Consider the following 14,240-nt stretch of genomic DNA (forward strand, 5'->3'; position numbering starts at 1 on the left):
TGAGTGGAATGGTCACACCCTATTGCTTAATGAAAACCATTTCTATTACGATCGGTGGCGCTCTGATGCTCCTCTGCATTGGCTTGATATGTCCAGAAAGGTGCTTTGATGTCACGTACCTGGCACAGAGTTAGGCGCCCACTTGTGGTGGGGGGTGGCGAGGGTAGACGGGGTTCTGGCCGCCGCCGTCGCTTGACTCGTCTCGCAGCGACGACGCTGGCGTTGAGCATGGTGGCGCTGGCGGTTGGACCGTCGGTGGGGACCACCGGGGCGCAGGCTGCCGAGGGACCGGCCCCTGAGCCTCGCGAATACGTCGTGGTGAGGGGGACGCACGCCGACGCGATCGCGACCTTCCTCGGCAATCCGGACTTCAACGACGGCGCGTTCGCGCTGGAGTCGAAGTACGACACTTCCGAGCAGACCGGCATCCCGATCACGGCAGAGAACGCGTGGTTCGTGGTGGACGACGGTCTGAAGCAGAACGTTCCTGCGGGCTACGAGTTCATCGGCGAGGTGGGCACCAGTATCTGGCTCGCTCCCGAGGTCCGCTCGGGAGAATCGCTGTGGCCCGGCTTCTCGACCGAGTCGGTGCCCAACAACGCCATCGACGGCAACACCACAAAGCTCACGCTCGTGGACGTCGACGGGCCGGAGGGCGCTAACTTCGAGCTGTGGGCGTCGTCGAGCAACCTCGGTGCGCCGATCGACCGGCTCTGGTCCGCCAGCGACGAGGACTTCAAGTCCTGGACGCTGGGTCGGGTACACAAGCACGCCAGCTGGGCGTTCACCAAGGCCGGACGCTATGACCTGACCGTCGAGGCCGAGGTCGCCATCGACGGGCAGAAGGTGACCGACACGGCGGTGTACACCTTCTTCGTGGGTGACGACTCTCTGCCGGCCGCGCAGGAGACGCAGACGTCGACGGCCCGGTCCGACACGACTGCGGCCGTGCTCGGCGAGCCGGTGCAGTTCAGCGCGTCGGTGCTTCCGAGAACGGCCCAGGGGTGGGTCGAGTTCGTGGACACGACCGGCGGCGAGGAGACCGTACTCGGCCACGCCGAGATCGACAACGGGGACGCGTCGATGACGGTGTCGAGTCTCGAACTCGGCACCCGTGACGTGATCGCCCGCTTCGTGCCCGAGGTCGTCAACTACTTCACCCCGTCTACGGCTTCGGCGCCGCTGCGCGTCACCGTCACTGCCGAAGCGGGCGGCGACGAACTCGGCATCTACCCGAACAAGCAGGTCTACGAGCCCGGTGACGAGATCGTCCTCGAGGTACGCGGCATGCCGCTACAGGGGCGTGAAACGATCTGGTGGCGCATGTGGACCGGCAACCAGCCGGATGGCTCGTACATTCTGATCTGCGGTTACAACAACCCGTGCCGAGGGACCACGGTCAGTCTCGGCCCGGCCAGTGCCACCCTCGACGGCGCCCGTGTACAGGTACTCGCGATGGCCGGCTTCTCGTTCCTGGACGCGAGGGTCAGGACCGACATCGTGCTTCAGGTGTCGGACGGCACCTGGACGGGCGAGCAGATCACCTTCGATGGCCTTGAGGATGAGTACTACAGCGGCGATCCCGCCAACGTGACGGTCGATCATCGCGATCTCGAAGACGGGGAGTCCGCTCGCTGGGTGCGGCGTGCCGTGCGAGCCACGGACTGGAGCCCGGTCGAGGTGGTCCAGAACGACGGCGTCTACAGCATCCCGACCACCTCCGGCGGGTTCCTCGACCGTGAGTACGCCTACCAGATCCTCGGTGCCGACCAGAACGTCATCGGTCAGTCCGCCGCCATCCAGCCGCGGGTGCTCGCGCGCGACGTGACCATCGTCGATCTGGCCGGCGTCTACCGCGACGGCCAGCCGATCAACGCCAGAGCGAACGTCTACCCAGCACTCGAAGGCGTCACCTACCAGTGGGGAGTCAACACCAACCCCAACCCGAACAACTTCGGTGCCATCGCAGGTGCGACCGACGTGACGTTCGGCCTGGACGCGCGTCTGTCGTGGAACCGTGGCACCCTCAAGGTCCGGGCGTTCGACCCGCTCAACGGGGCGCAGATCGCCCAGGGCCAGCAGGAGTTGCTCGTCGTGGAGGACAACCCCGCGAACCCGCTCGTGGTGATCGGAACCCTCAACACCCACGGCGATCACCTCCACTCGACCGACCCCCTGAGGTTCCGGGCATCGGCTGTGCCGGAGCCGGCGAGCAACGACCGGTTCCAGTGGTACTGGAAGCTGCCCGGTGAGGACGAGTTCGCCGAGATGCCCCGTGGGAACCAGGCGAACGTCGACGGCTACTACGGTGAACAGGGACTCAGCAACACCCAAGTCTACGTCGTGCACCGCAAGGAGAACGGCGAGGAGATCGCCCGGAGTACGACCACGAGTTTCATCGTCTACGATCACGGATCGCCTCCCCCGCAGCGAGTCTCCGTGAAGGGGGCTGCGCCTGCCGTCAGCGTCGGTGACGAAGTCACGCTGACCGCAGAGGTGACGCTGGACGCAGCGCCACAGGGATATCAGGGGCCCGCCACGCACTTCGAAGGCCGGCAGTGGTTCGTGAAGCTGCCAGGTCAGGCCACGGCCGAACCGATCGAGGGCGCGACGGACGGTACGTACACCTTCGTCGCCTCGCAGGATTGGGACGGCGCGCAGATCACTGCGGCGGTGGTCCGCGGCGACGGCAGGGTCCTGTACGGACCGTCGCAACCGGTCACCGTCCACGTCGATGACGAGGCCGTTCCCGGTGACGGGGGAGCCGCCCAGACGATCACCGCCGAGCTCGACGCCCGAGATGGCGCGTTGGTGATCTCGGTCGATCCTGACGACCGCGTCCTCAACCTGCCGACACTCGAACTCTCTGCCGACGGCAAGTCGTGGGGGACCACCGGTGAACTGCGTCCGGTCACGGTCACCGACACCCGTCCGGGGACTCCGGGCTGGAGCGCATCGGGCCAGGTCGGTGATTTCACGTCAGCCAACGCGAGCTTCGATGGCGCTTACCTGGGTTGGGGCCCGAAGGTGCTGAACCAGGCCGCTGGTCAGGGTGTGAACGTCGGAGATGTCGTGGCGCCGGGCTTCCCGGACGGCGATGGACTGTCGGCCGCACGCACGCTCGCATCTGCCGACACCGGTAAGGGGAAGGGAACCGCACGCCTCGGTGCCGACCTTGAGCTGCGCGTCCCGACGGACACGCCGCCAGGTCTCTACCAGGCGATCCTGACCTTCACCGCAATCTAGAAGAACCAGCAGGCGGCTGCGGTCTCGTGATCCACGCGAGGCCGCAGCCGCCAACTACGAGACGGCGGTGTCCGCCGCAGGTCGGGCAGGGTGCGGCAGGCTCGGGGGCACGACGGCGGCGCAGGTGAACGGCAGGAGTTGCTCGGCGGTCCAGCCGTACCAGCCCCAGTACGACTGCCCGATCGGGAAGGTCGGTTCACGTAGCGGTGTGTCCATGCCCGCTGTATATCGGACGCGAAGGTATACGGTGGCCCCTGACGCGCGCGGGCCGGCTCCGCGGATGCGGAGCCGGCCCGAACGGCGCTGATCGTGATCAGCAGTCGAAGTACATGGCGAATTCGTGCGGGGTCGGACGCAGGCGGACCGGGTCGACCTCGTTGCTCCGCTTCCAGTCGATCCAGGTCGAGATCAGGTCGGGGGTGAAGACGCCGCCGTCGAGCAGGTAGTCGTGGTCGGCCTCGAGCGAGTCGAGAACGGCGGGTAGGGAGCCGGGGACCTGCTTGACGTCACCCCACTCCTCCGGCGGGAGGTCGTAGAGGTCCTTGTCGATCGGCGCCGGCGGCTCGGTCTTGTTCTTGATGCCGTCCAGACCGGCCATGAGCATGGCGGAGAAGGCGAGGTACACGTTCGCCGACGGGTCCGGCACCCGGAACTCGACGCGCTTGGCCTTCGGGTTGCTGCCGGTGACCGGGATGCGGGTGCAGGCGGAGCGGTTGCGCTGGGAGTAGACCAGGTTCACCGGTGCCTCGTAGCCGGGCACCAGCCGGCGGTAGGAGTTCACCGTGGGGTTGGTGAACGCCAGTAGGGACGGAGCGTGGTGCAGGAGGCCGCCGATGTACCAGCGGGCGGTGTCGGACAGGCCGGCGTAGCCGGTCTCGTCGTAGAACAGCGGTTCGCCGCCGCGCCAGAGGCTCTGGTGGGTGTGCATACCGGAGCCGTTGTCGCCGAAGAGGGGCTTGGGCATGAACGTGGCGGTCTTGCCGGCGGCCCAGGCGGTGTTCTTCACGATGTACTTGAACAGCTGCAGCTGGTCACCGGCGTGCAGGAGGGTGGAGAACTTGTAGTTGATCTCCGCCTGGCCGGCGGTGCCGACCTCGTGGTGCGACCGCTCCACCGTGAAGCCGGTGTCGATCAGCTGGCGGACGATCTGGTCCCGCAGGTCGGCGTAGTGGTCGACCGGCGGCACCGGGAAGTAGCCGCCCTTGTAGGGGGTCTTGTAGCCACGGTTGCCGCCGGGCTCCTCACGGCCGGTGTTCCAGGCGCCCTCGATCGAGTCGATGTAGTAGTACGCCTGGTGGGCGGAGGTTTCGTGGCGGATCGAGTCGAAGATGTAGAACTCGGCTTCGGGGCCGAAGTAGGCGGTGTCGGCGATCCCCGACGCAGCCAGGTAGGCCTCGGCCTTCTTGGCGACGTTGCGGGGGTCGCGGGAGTAGGCCTCGCGGGTGAACGGGTCGTGGATGAAGAAGTTCAACGCAAGGGTCTTCTGTGCCCGGAACGGGTCGATGAAGGCGGTGGCGACGTCCGGGAGCAGGAGCATGTCCGACTCGTGGATCGCCTGGAAGCCCCGGATCGACGACCCGTCGAACGCGAGACCATCAGTGAAGAAGTTGTCGTCGACGGACTCCACCGGCAGATTGAAGTGCTGCATCACGCCGGGCAGGTCACAAAAGCGTACGTCGACGAACTTCACGTCCTCGTTCTTGAGGTAACGCAGGAGTTCCTCGGGATTGGCGAACACTCGTCCTCCTGGCACGTCCACGGGGTAGCTAGGCTCCTGGCGACGCTATGGCCGTGCGGTTGCCCGGCCATGTCTCCAGTGTTTCTGCCGTGTTACGTCCCTCGCGTTGTGTCATGTTCCCAGGTGGGAACGGACGCGATACGCGACGGACTGGCCCGGCTGTGCCAGTGTAGTGAAGATTGCTGCTATCGACCCTTTTTGCGGCTACCTGCCGGACCTGCGTAGGGCCCGCACCGCCGCGCTGGCTAGTCTTGTCCGCTGTGACCACCGAGCCACACCGCCCGCCGCCGCCCGCCACCGACCCCACCTTCGTCCCAGCCGACCTGGGACGCCGGTTCGGGGCACTGGTCATCGACTGGGTGCTCTGCCTGCTCGCGTCGGGCCTGTTCGCCAGCCCCACCGGCGACCCCTGGGCGCCGGTCGTCGTGCTGATCGTGATGTACGGCTTCTTCCTCGGCCTGTTCGCGCAGACCCCCGGCATGTACCTGACCCGGATCCGCTGCGTCGCCTGGGCCGACGGCGGACGGATCGGCCTGGTCCGGGCCCTGCTGCGCGGCGTGCTGCTGGCGCTGGTCGTCCCGGCGCTGGTGATGGACCAGCACCGTCGGGGCCTGCACGACCGCGCCAGCGGCGCGGTCGTCGTCCCGGCCGTACGCGCCGCGCGCTGACCGCCCGCCCCGGCCTCAGCGGCCCCGGCTCTGCCGGAACGCACCGCGCGGCGGGCGCAGGTTCTTGGGGATGGCGCCCTTGGGCATCTGCGGCCGGGCGGTGAGCGCCTTGAGGCGCTTGTCCAGCGAGTTGACGTCCTTGCCGCTGAGGTTGCGCGGCAGCCGCATCAGCGTCATCCGCAGCTTGCGGATCGGCAGCTCGCCCTCGTCCTTGCCGATCACGTAGTCGTACAGTGGGGCGTTGCCGATCACCTTCGCCAGTCGACGCTTCTCCTGGCCGAGCAGCCCGCGTACCCGCTGCGGGTTGCCCTCCGCCAACAGGATCACGCCCGGCTTGCCGATCACCAGGTGGACCATGTCCATCTGGGTGGTCGAGCTGACCGCGGGGGAGACCCGCCAGTCACCACGCATGCTCTCCATGATCTGCGCAGCGGCACCCGGCTGCCCCTCGGCGGCGTTCATCATCGCCCGGTTCGACCGCAGGTTGAGCACGATCAGCAGGGCGAGCAGGGCGAAGAGGATGCCCAGCGGCAACCACAACCAACCCCAGATCATGACCGCGACCACGGTCAGCGCGAGCGGAATCAGCACCGCGCCGGCCGCCAGTGGCGCGAACCACTTGTCCTGCTTGGCGGTGAACCGGAACACCAACCCGATCTGCTTCAGCCGCTGGCCGAACGAGACCTTCTCCTGGGGCTTTGCCATGGGATCGAGTCTAGTGGTCGCCCGCCGTGCGGTTGATCCCCGTCCGGTCCTGCCCGTCGAGCGCTGCCCGCCGAGCCGTCCTGACCTCGGTTCGTGCGGTCGGCCGCCGGCTCAGCTCGCGACGGCGACGCTTTCCCGGGCGGCCAGGGCCTGTTGGTAGAGGCGGCCGGCGCGGTAGGACGAGCGCACCAGCGGGCCGCTCATCACGCCGGCGAAGCCGATCTCCTCGGCCTCCTGGCTCAGCTCGACGAACTCCTCCGGCTTGACCCAGCGCTCCACCGGGTGGTGCCGGGGGGAGGGGCGAAGGTACTGCGTGATGGTGATCAGCTCGCAGCCGGCGGAGTGCAGGTCGCGCAGCGCCTGGGAGATCTCGGCGCGCTCCTCGCCCAGGCCCAGGATCAGGTTGCTCTTGGTGACCAGGCCGGCGGCGCGGGCCTGGCTGATGACGTCCAGCGAGCGCTCGTAGCGGAACGCCGGCCGGATCCGCTTGAAGATCCGTGGCACCGTCTCGACGTTGTGCGCCAGCACCTCGGGCCGAGCGCCGAACACCTCGGCGAGCTGTTCGGGGACCGCGTTGAAGTCGGGGATCAGCAGCTCGACGCCGCAGCCCTGTTGCAGGGTGTGGATCTGCCGGACGGTCTCCGCGTACAGCCAGGCGCCGCCGTCGGGCAGGTCGTCGCGGGCGACGCCGGTGATGGTCGCGTACCGCAGGCCCATCGAGACCACCGACTCGGCGACCCGGCGCGGCTCGTCGGCGTCGAACTCGGCCGGCTTGCCGGTGTCGATCTGGCAGAAGTCGCAACGGCGGGTGCACTGGTCACCGCCGATGAGGAAGGTGGCCTCGCGGTCCTCCCAGCATTCGTAGATGTTGGGGCAGCCGGCCTCCTGGCACACGGTGTGCAGCCCCTCGCGCGAGACCAGCCCGCGCAACTGGGTGTACTCCGGGCCCATCTTGGCCTTGACCTTGATCCACGGTGGTTTGCGCTCGATCGGCGTCTCGGCGTTACGTGCCTCGATCCGCAGCAGTCGCCGCCCCTCGGGGGCGGGCGTCGCGGTACGCGCGGCCTGGCCGGTCGTCGGCGCGGAGTGCTCGATCGTCACAAAACGAGCCTACGCCGGATGGTGGCCGTCGATGAACTGCGGGCGACCGCCGTCACCTGGGAAATCCTGTGACGCCGGACACCGGGGGCGGAAATTACGCGTCACAGGACGGCCACATCGAGTGCTAGCGTTGCCGTTCGAGAGCGACGACGGAGCCGAGTAGTGCCCCGATCCGCCAGTTGAAGAGAGCCGCCGGTTGCTGTGAGGCGGTCTGGCACCGGGCCGTGAAGACCCTCCCGAGCTGCGGGAAGAACAGCGTGTGATGTGTGACGAATGAGGCTCCCGTCCCGACGGGGGCGAAGGTGTGGTGGCACCGCGAGGCTCCCGCTCGCCCACACCTCCCGGGGATCGCGTTGCGATTGATCGAGGAGGTAGCCGTGCAACGCATCCTGACCGACCGACTCACCCCGCACACCGGCCGTACCGTCCGGATCGCCGGCTGGGTCCACCGCCGCCGACTGCTCAAGTCGGTGGCCTTCCTGATCGTCCGGGACGCCGCCGGTCTCACCCAGGTGGTGGTCACCGACCCGGCGGTCCGCGCCGAGATCGAGGCGCTGCCGAGGAGAGCGTCGTCTCCGTCGACGGCACGGTGGTCGCCAACACCACCGCGCCCGCCGGGGTCGAGCTGACCGACCCGGTGGTACGCCCGCTCGCGCCGCCCGCCGTACCGCCGCCGTTCGACCTGTACCGGCCCACACTCACCGCCACCCTGCCTACCCAACTGGACCACGCGCCCGTCGCACTGCGCCACCCGAGCCGCTCGGCAGCGCTGCGCATCTCGGCGGCGGCGGTCGCCGGCTTCCGGGCCACGCTGGACGCCCGGCGGTTCGTCGAGATCCACACCCCGAAGGTCGTCGGCTCGTCCACCGAGAGCGGGGCGAACGTCTTCGCGCTGGACTGGTTCGGTCGGCCGGCGTACCTGGCCCAGTCACCGCAGTTCTACAAGCAGCTCATGGTCGGTGTCTTCGAACGGGTCTACGAGGTCGGGCCGGTGTTCCGGGCCGAACCGCCATCACGGCCGGGATCCGGCCCGCGGCACCGGCCGCCGCGGTGACCGTGACCACCGCGAGCAGCCGGAGGGCGACGTCGCGGACCGCGTTGGCGCGGGCGCGTTCCGGTGGTACGCCCGTGCTCAGCCAGAGCCGCAGCCGATCGAACGACCACGCGGTGGCCCAGCCGAACAGCGGCCGGAAGGCGAGGTCGGCGAGCCGGCCCAGGAGACCCCAGCGCGGGGTGTACGAGTAGCCGGTGAGGAACCGGACGCCGTGCGGCCCGGGCAGGTAGCGCCAGTGGCCGGAGCCTGCGGCGACCAGTGAACGCCGATCGTCCGAGCCGAACCGCAGCGCCGAGGTGCGGGTGCCGTCGGGCCGCCGACGTTCACCGGCGTGTACGCCCCAACCGCGCACGACGAGTCCGGGGCGAATCGCTCAAGAGGTGGCTGGGCCGGTCAGCGGGATCCCGGTGGCGGTGGATGGCCGTCCGGGCGGGCGGCGAGGGAGATCCGGCGGTGTGGCGACCGTCCGGATGCGCGAAGAGTGGGCGGGCGGCGGGACCGCCGGGCGGTCAGGCCGCGACGATGGTCGGCAGGTGACGCTCGACGACGGGGAGCACCTCGGCCACGGTGACCGGGCGCCCCAGTTCGGCGGAGAGCGAGGTGACCGCGGCGTCCCGGATGCCGCACGGCACGATCCGGTCGAAGTACGTCAGGTCGCAGTCGCAGTTGATCGAGAAACCGTGCAGGGTGACGCCCCGGGCGACCCGGATGCCGATGGCGGCCACCTTGCGGTCCGGTCCCCGCTCGTCGGCCGGTACCCAGACGCCGCTGCGTCCGTCGACCCGGCCTGCGGTCAGGCCGAACTCGGCGCACACGTCGATGAGGAACTGCTCGACCCGCCGGACGTACGCGACCACGTCGACCGGGTCGGGCAGGCGCAGGATCGGGTAGCCCACCAGTTGCCCCGGACCGTGCCAGGTGATCTTGCCGCCGCGATCCACGTCCACCACGGGGGTGCCGTCCAGCGGACGGTCCCACGGCTCGGTGCGCTTGCCGGCGGTGTAGACACTCGGGTGCTCCAGCAGCAGCACCGTGTCGCCCTGTTCCCCGGAGACCACGGTCTCGTGCAGCCGGCGCTGCTCGTCCCAGGCGGCGGTGTAGTCGAGGACGCCGGCACGTACGGCCGTCAGGCCGGAGGTCGTCGCGGTCACGCGTACCAGCCTAGACCCGTACCCGCTGGTCACCTTGGGTGAGCCGGCTCACGGGAGGCTCACCGCTGCCCGACCCGCCACAGCCAGACGTCCTCGACCCGTTCCGGCTCGCCGAACAGCATGGTCAACGTCCGGCGTACCGCCTCCTCGTCGACCGGCCACTTGGCGCCGTGCACCTCGTCGGGGAGCACCACCGTCTCGATCCGCCAGTGCTCCAGGTCGGCGCGTACCTCCTCGCGGGTGCCCTCGGTGACGATCGGCGGCAGGCCGCTGCGCGCGGCCTGGTCGAGCAGCGCGCTGAACGGGCGCGGCACCGGCCCGATCCGGCCCCGGCCGTCGGGCCCGCCGGGGCCGAGGAAGAAACCGGACGGGATGGCGAACTCGCCCTGCCGGTTCGCCAACGCGTACGCCTGCCAGCGCTGGCCGTCCGGATAGACGTCGAGGGCCAGCGGCGCCGGGGTGAGCACCCCGCCCGGGGAGACGTAGTCGCGCCACGCGCCCGAGGTGATGAAGCGGGGGATCGGCTCCCGCACGGTGGTGAGCAGCGGCGTCGGGAACAGCGGCACCAACGCCACCGTGAAGGCGGCCGTCCAGGCCACCGCTGCCGCCCGGCGCGGCCGGTGGTGGCGGAGATGGTCCACGGCGAACGCCAGCAGCAGCCCGATCACCGGCGTCACCACCAGCGCGAGCCGGGCTGGCAGCGCGGCGTTCACCACCGGCAGATGCCCGAGCAGGTCGAACGGCATGGGCAGGTCGGTGCGGTGCCCGTTGATCTTCGCCACCGGCCCGAAGGAGAGCGTGGTGAAGGCGACCGCGAGCACACCCAGCCCCCACAGGGTCGCCCGGCGCCGTGGTGTGGCCGACCGCCACAGCAGCACGAAGCAGGCGACCGTGAGCAGCAGCAGGGGCAGCCCGAAGAAGGAGTTCTCCTCGGTCGGGTTCGGCGCCAGCGAGGTACCCAGTCCGGCCTCGCCGGCCAGCGAGCGACGCGGGTAGGCGGCGTACGCGGCGATGTCCTCGGAGTGGATCACCGAGTCGAATCCGGTGCCGTGGAACCGCTGCGGCCCGGCGAAGTGCAGCCAGAGCGGGTACGCCAGCAGCACCCCGGCGACCACGGTGGTCACCGCGAGGCCGCGCAGGAACGACGGCAGAACGGCCCGTGCCTCGACCCGGTTGGCCGGGTGCAGCGCCCAGACGGCGACGAACAGGCCGAGCGCCAGCGCGGTGAAGAACAACCCCTCGGCGGCGATGGAGAAGGCGATCGCGACGAGCACGCCGAGGATCGCCCCGTCGCGCAGCGGGTGCGCCGACCGGCGCAGCACGAAGACCCGCCAGACCAGCAGCGGTACCAGCCAGCCGGCCGTCCAGTTCAGGTGGGCGTTGGCGTGCGAGACCATGCCGGGGGAGAAGCCGATGAACAGCCCGCCGACGGCGGCGGCGAGCGAAGTGCGGACCAGGTGCCGGGAGAGCAGCCAGTACCAGGCGACGGCGGTCGCGGCCAGGTTCAGCGTGAGGATCACCAGGAAGGTGGCCGGCGGCCCGATCAGGTACGTCAGCGGGGCGAAGACCACCGCGTACACGGTGATCGAGGTGTTGACCGCGAGGTTGACGCCGTCCGGAACGTTGATCAGGTACGTGAAGAGCGGGTTCTCCCCGTGGCTGACCGTGTGGCCGCCGAAGGCCAGCAGCCACTCGAACAGCGCCTGGTCGCTGGAGTTGACCGTGATCGCCCGGCCGTTCGGGTCCCGCCACAGCCCGCTGGTCACCCAGACGGCGAGCGCCAGCGCGATCAGCGCCACGATCAGGTCGGCGTGGCGGTCACGCGTGACGCGCGGCGGTGCGGTGGTCACGGACGCCGAGGACGGGGAGCTGGGCACCTAGCGGACGTTACCAACCGCACCGGACACCTCAGGTCAGACCCGTCGTTTGTAAGCAAGGGACCCCTGCTAACGCCTGGTGTAGATAAAGGGACCCTTCCTAACATCTGCGCGGACCGGGCCGACGGTCAGTCGTGCAGGGCGGCGTGCAGAGCCGTGGGCAGGTCAGGGAGGCGGAAGGAGAAGGCGGCCCGGTTGAGTACGCCGGGCAGGACCCGCGTGCTGGTCAGCGCCTCCTGGGCGAAGCCGCCGAGGACCGCCTTCAGGGCCAGCCCCGGGATCGGAATGATCGCCGGACGGCGCAACTGGCGGGCCAGCTCCCGGGTGAACTCGGCGTTGGTGACCGGTGCCGGGCCGACCAGGTTCACCGGGCCGCTCAGGTCGGCGCGGGCGAGCAGGAACATGACCGCTCTGAGCCAGTCGCTCATCGAGATCCACGGGATCCACTGGCGGCCGCTGCCGAGTCGACCGGCGATACCCAGCTTGAACGGCAGCAGTTGCGGCTTGAGCAACCCGCCGTCGCGGTGCAGCGGCAGCCCGGTACGCAGCCGCACCACCCGTACCCCGGCGTCCTCGGCCGGGCGGGTGGCCGCCTCCCAGACGCGGGCCACGTCGGCCAGGAAGCCCTCGCCGGGCGGCGCATCCTCCTCGACCACGCGGTCTCCGGTGTTGCCGTACCAACCGATTGCCGAGGCGTTCAGCAGCACCTCGGGCCGGTCGGCCTCGGACAGACCGGCGATGGTGATGGCCAGGGTGCTGGTGGCGTCCACCCGGCTGGAGCGGATGAGCTGCTTGTACTGGTCGGTCCAGCGGCGGTCACCCACCCCGGCGCCGGCCAGGTTGACCACCGCGTCCGCCTCCGCGACCAGCGCCGGGTCGAGCTGCGCCGCCGACGGGGTCCACTGCCGCTCGTGGGGCCCGCGCGGTGGCCGCCGGACCAGCCGGGTGACCTGGTGCCCGTCGGCCACGAGCAGGTCGACCAGTCGGGTGCCGAGGAAGCCGGACACGCCGGCCATCAGGATGCGCATACATACATCTTCGGGTACGCGCGGCTGCCCGGCTGGGTCGAGTCGGTCACGCCGATGTCTCGGTGCAGATCGCCGGGCGTGGTGTCAGGGGCAGCGCACGCGCCGGACGTCGACCAGTTCCGTCAGGTCGGCGAAGTCGTTCGGGTTGGTCGTGTAGAGCGGTAGCAGGCCACGCGCCGACTCTAGCCGCGAAGTGCGACAACTCGTCACGGATGCGAGTCGGGTGGGTTCTCGTGCCAGCGGGCGCGGTAGGCGGCCTCGGCCGCCTCGTGGGCGGTGCGTTCCTCGAAGACCGCCGCGCGCAACGCGTGCCGGCCCTCGGACATCACCACCACCTCGATGACGATCATCCCGACCAGGATCACGGCGAGCACGCCGAGCGCGAGCAGTCCGGGCAGCGGCATGGCGATCGGGATGCCGAGCCCGAGCAGGACCACGGTGCCCAGGCGTAGCCAGGACAGCGTGCGCAGGGTGCGCCACTGGAACAGCATGTTCCCGGCCAGGTAGCAGAGCACCCCGGAGAACAGCAGCGGCACGTCCGGCCCGTACGCCGGCTTGCTGATCGGGACGCCGGGCTGGGCGATGTCGTGCACGATGCCCTCGGCGCCGAGCGCGAACAGCAGGATGCCGGCGATCATCGGAAGATAGAGGTAGGCGTACGCGTCTCGGGCCATCAGGACCCGGGGGCGGCCCTGGCTGGCGTGCAGCGCGATCCGCGCGGCCGGGCCGATCACGTCGTAGTGGATCCACCACATGGCGGCGCTGAAGACGATCCCGAGCACCGCGGCGGTCACCCCCGGCAGGGTGGGCGGCTGGCCGAGCAGGTTGCTGCCCAGGCCGATGGAGATCACCGACTCACCGAGCGCGATGATCAGGATCAGGTCGTACCGTTCGGTCCAGTGTTCGGCGGAGGTAACCCCCCAGCCCCAGGTGCGGGCCAGCAGCCCGGTGCCGTACTGGAGCAGGACGACGCTGATCCAGAGCCCGTCCCGGACCATCGCCGCCATGTGGTCGGGTAGGTAGCCGGGTAACAGGGCGGCGACGAGCAGCAGGGCGGTGCTCAGGGACATCTCGGGGGCGTACCGCAGCAACTGGCGGCGTTCCACCGGGTCGTCGCGGACGGCGTGCAGGAACAACGCCAGGTGCACGGCCCGGATTACCACATAGCTGATCGCCACCACGACCGGCCCGGCCTCGGTGCCGCCCGAGTTCATGAACGCCTGGGGCAGGGCGAGCGCGAAACAGAACAGCGCGGCCATCCCGGCGATCATCAGGACGGGTACGAAGCCCTCGCCGATGCGTACCCGGGTGGCCACCACGGTGTGCGCCACCCAGCACCACCACAGCACGGCGAGGACCAGCAGGGCGTGCAGCAGCTGCCGGTCGCCGATGTTGGCGGCGGTGGCCCGGGCGATGTTGAAGAACGAGAAGACGAAGACCAGGTCGAAGAAGATCTCGAACTTGTCGACCCGGGCGCCCGGCGCGATTCCGACGGCCGGTCCCAGCCGCCCGCGCCAGCCCCTGTCACTCACCGCCTGAGTTTCGCAGCGCCGCACGGAGCCCGGGCGCGATTCGGCAGGTCAGCGAGCGGGCCCCGGCGGGCTGACTCCGGACGCGTGACGCGCGAGGGCGCCCCGTCGTCGTGCCCGGGGCACCCTCGCGCGTGCTGCCA

Annotated in this window: 11 protein-coding genes and 1 pseudogene; 3 read left to right on the plus strand and 9 right to left on the minus strand. The window is 69.7% G+C overall.

What is annotated here, in order from left to right; genetic code table 11:
• Nucleotides 1-108 precede the first annotated feature (108 nt).
• On the plus strand, nt 109-3,246 hold the full coding sequence (locus ID554_RS23295) for a choice-of-anchor M domain-containing protein (RefSeq protein ID WP_117228365.1): 3,138 nt from the start codon (nt 109-111) through the stop codon (nt 3,244-3,246).
• 54 nt (nt 3,247-3,300) lie between these two features.
• Here the strand turns inward: ID554_RS23295 and ID554_RS23300 are convergent, their stop codons facing one another.
• Together ID554_RS23300 and glnA are read right to left on the minus strand one after the other, a co-directional pair.
• Complete coding sequence (locus tag ID554_RS23300) at nt 3,301-3,462, minus strand: hypothetical protein (RefSeq protein WP_158573735.1); 162 nt, start codon at nt 3,460-3,462, stop codon at nt 3,301-3,303.
• Nucleotides 3,463-3,559: 97 nt separating this feature from the next.
• Nucleotides 3,560-4,984: a type I glutamate--ammonia ligase gene (gene glnA, locus ID554_RS23305; RefSeq protein WP_117228366.1), complete on the minus strand. Its 1,425-nt coding sequence runs from the start codon at nt 4,982-4,984 to the stop codon at nt 3,560-3,562.
• A 260-nt stretch (nt 4,985-5,244) separates the two neighbouring features.
• On the opposite strand from glnA, the gene ID554_RS23310 reads away from it, so the two are divergent.
• Entirely contained in the window at nt 5,245-5,652 is a 408-nt protein-coding gene (locus ID554_RS23310) for an RDD family protein (RefSeq protein ID WP_117228367.1), read from the plus strand.
• Between the two features lie 15 nt (nt 5,653-5,667).
• Here ID554_RS23310 and ID554_RS23315 read toward each other — a convergent pair whose 3' ends face one another.
• Complete coding sequence (locus ID554_RS23315) at nt 5,668-6,357, minus strand: DUF4191 domain-containing protein (protein WP_117228368.1); 690 nt, start codon at nt 6,355-6,357, stop codon at nt 5,668-5,670.
• A gap of 111 nt (nt 6,358-6,468) precedes the next feature.
• Nucleotides 6,469-7,458 carry a lipoyl synthase gene (gene lipA / locus ID554_RS23320; RefSeq protein ID WP_117228369.1) on the minus strand — a complete coding sequence of 330 codons (990 nt, stop codon included), beginning with the start codon at nt 7,456-7,458 and terminating at the stop codon, nt 6,469-6,471.
• A 377-nt stretch (nt 7,459-7,835) separates the two neighbouring features.
• Here lipA and ID554_RS32820 point away from each other — a divergent pair.
• Nucleotides 7,836-8,467, plus strand: a pseudogene (locus ID554_RS32820) (amino acid--tRNA ligase-related protein); the annotation flags it as partial.
• On the opposite strand, the gene ID554_RS32825 reads toward ID554_RS32820, so the two are convergent.
• The 5 genes from ID554_RS32825 to ID554_RS23350 all read right to left on the minus strand — a co-directional run bounded on the left by ID554_RS32825 (nt 8,409) and on the right by ID554_RS23350 (nt 14,100).
• Nucleotides 8,409-8,864, minus strand: coding sequence for a hypothetical protein (locus ID554_RS32825; protein WP_191088616.1), 456 nt, complete (start codon nt 8,862-8,864; stop codon nt 8,409-8,411). The pseudogene ID554_RS32820 and the gene ID554_RS32825 overlap by 59 nt on opposite strands.
• Nucleotides 8,865-9,021: 157 nt before the next feature.
• Complete coding sequence (lipB, locus tag ID554_RS23335; RefSeq protein ID WP_117228370.1) at nt 9,022-9,663, minus strand: lipoyl(octanoyl) transferase LipB; 642 nt, start codon at nt 9,661-9,663, stop codon at nt 9,022-9,024.
• Between the two features lie 59 nt (nt 9,664-9,722).
• Nucleotides 9,723-11,540 carry a DUF2079 domain-containing protein gene (locus ID554_RS23340; protein WP_117228371.1) on the minus strand — a complete coding sequence of 606 codons (1,818 nt, stop codon included), beginning with the start codon at nt 11,538-11,540 and terminating at the stop codon, nt 9,723-9,725.
• Nucleotides 11,541-11,668: 128 nt separating this feature from the next.
• A complete protein-coding gene (locus ID554_RS23345) occupies nt 11,669-12,568 on the minus strand; it encodes a TIGR01777 family oxidoreductase (RefSeq protein WP_117228372.1) in 900 nt (299 codons plus the stop codon).
• 206 nt (nt 12,569-12,774) lie between these two features.
• Nucleotides 12,775-14,100, minus strand: coding sequence for a low temperature requirement protein A (locus ID554_RS23350; RefSeq protein WP_117228373.1), 1,326 nt, complete (start codon nt 14,098-14,100; stop codon nt 12,775-12,777).
• Nucleotides 14,101-14,240: the final 140 nt, after the last annotated feature.

It is taken from the genome of Micromonospora craniellae, assembly GCF_014764405.1.
Lineage (GTDB): Bacteria > Actinomycetota > Actinomycetes > Mycobacteriales > Micromonosporaceae > Micromonospora > Micromonospora craniellae.

Bases quoted from the DNA above. Each gene is read 5' to 3' on its own strand.
- ID554_RS23295 (WP_117228365.1), top strand. From the start codon at position 109: ATGTCACGTACCTGGCACAGAGTTAGGCGCCCACTTGTGGTGGGGGGT.
- ID554_RS23300 (WP_158573735.1), bottom strand. From the start codon at position 3,462: ATGGACACACCGCTACGTGAACCGACCTTCCCGATCGGGCAGTCGTAC.
- ID554_RS23315 (WP_117228368.1), bottom strand. From the start codon at position 6,357: ATGGCAAAGCCCCAGGAGAAGGTCTCGTTCGGCCAGCGGCTGAAGCAG.
- ID554_RS23345 (WP_117228372.1), bottom strand. From the start codon at position 12,568: ATGCGCATCCTGATGGCCGGCGTGTCCGGCTTCCTCGGCACCCGACTG.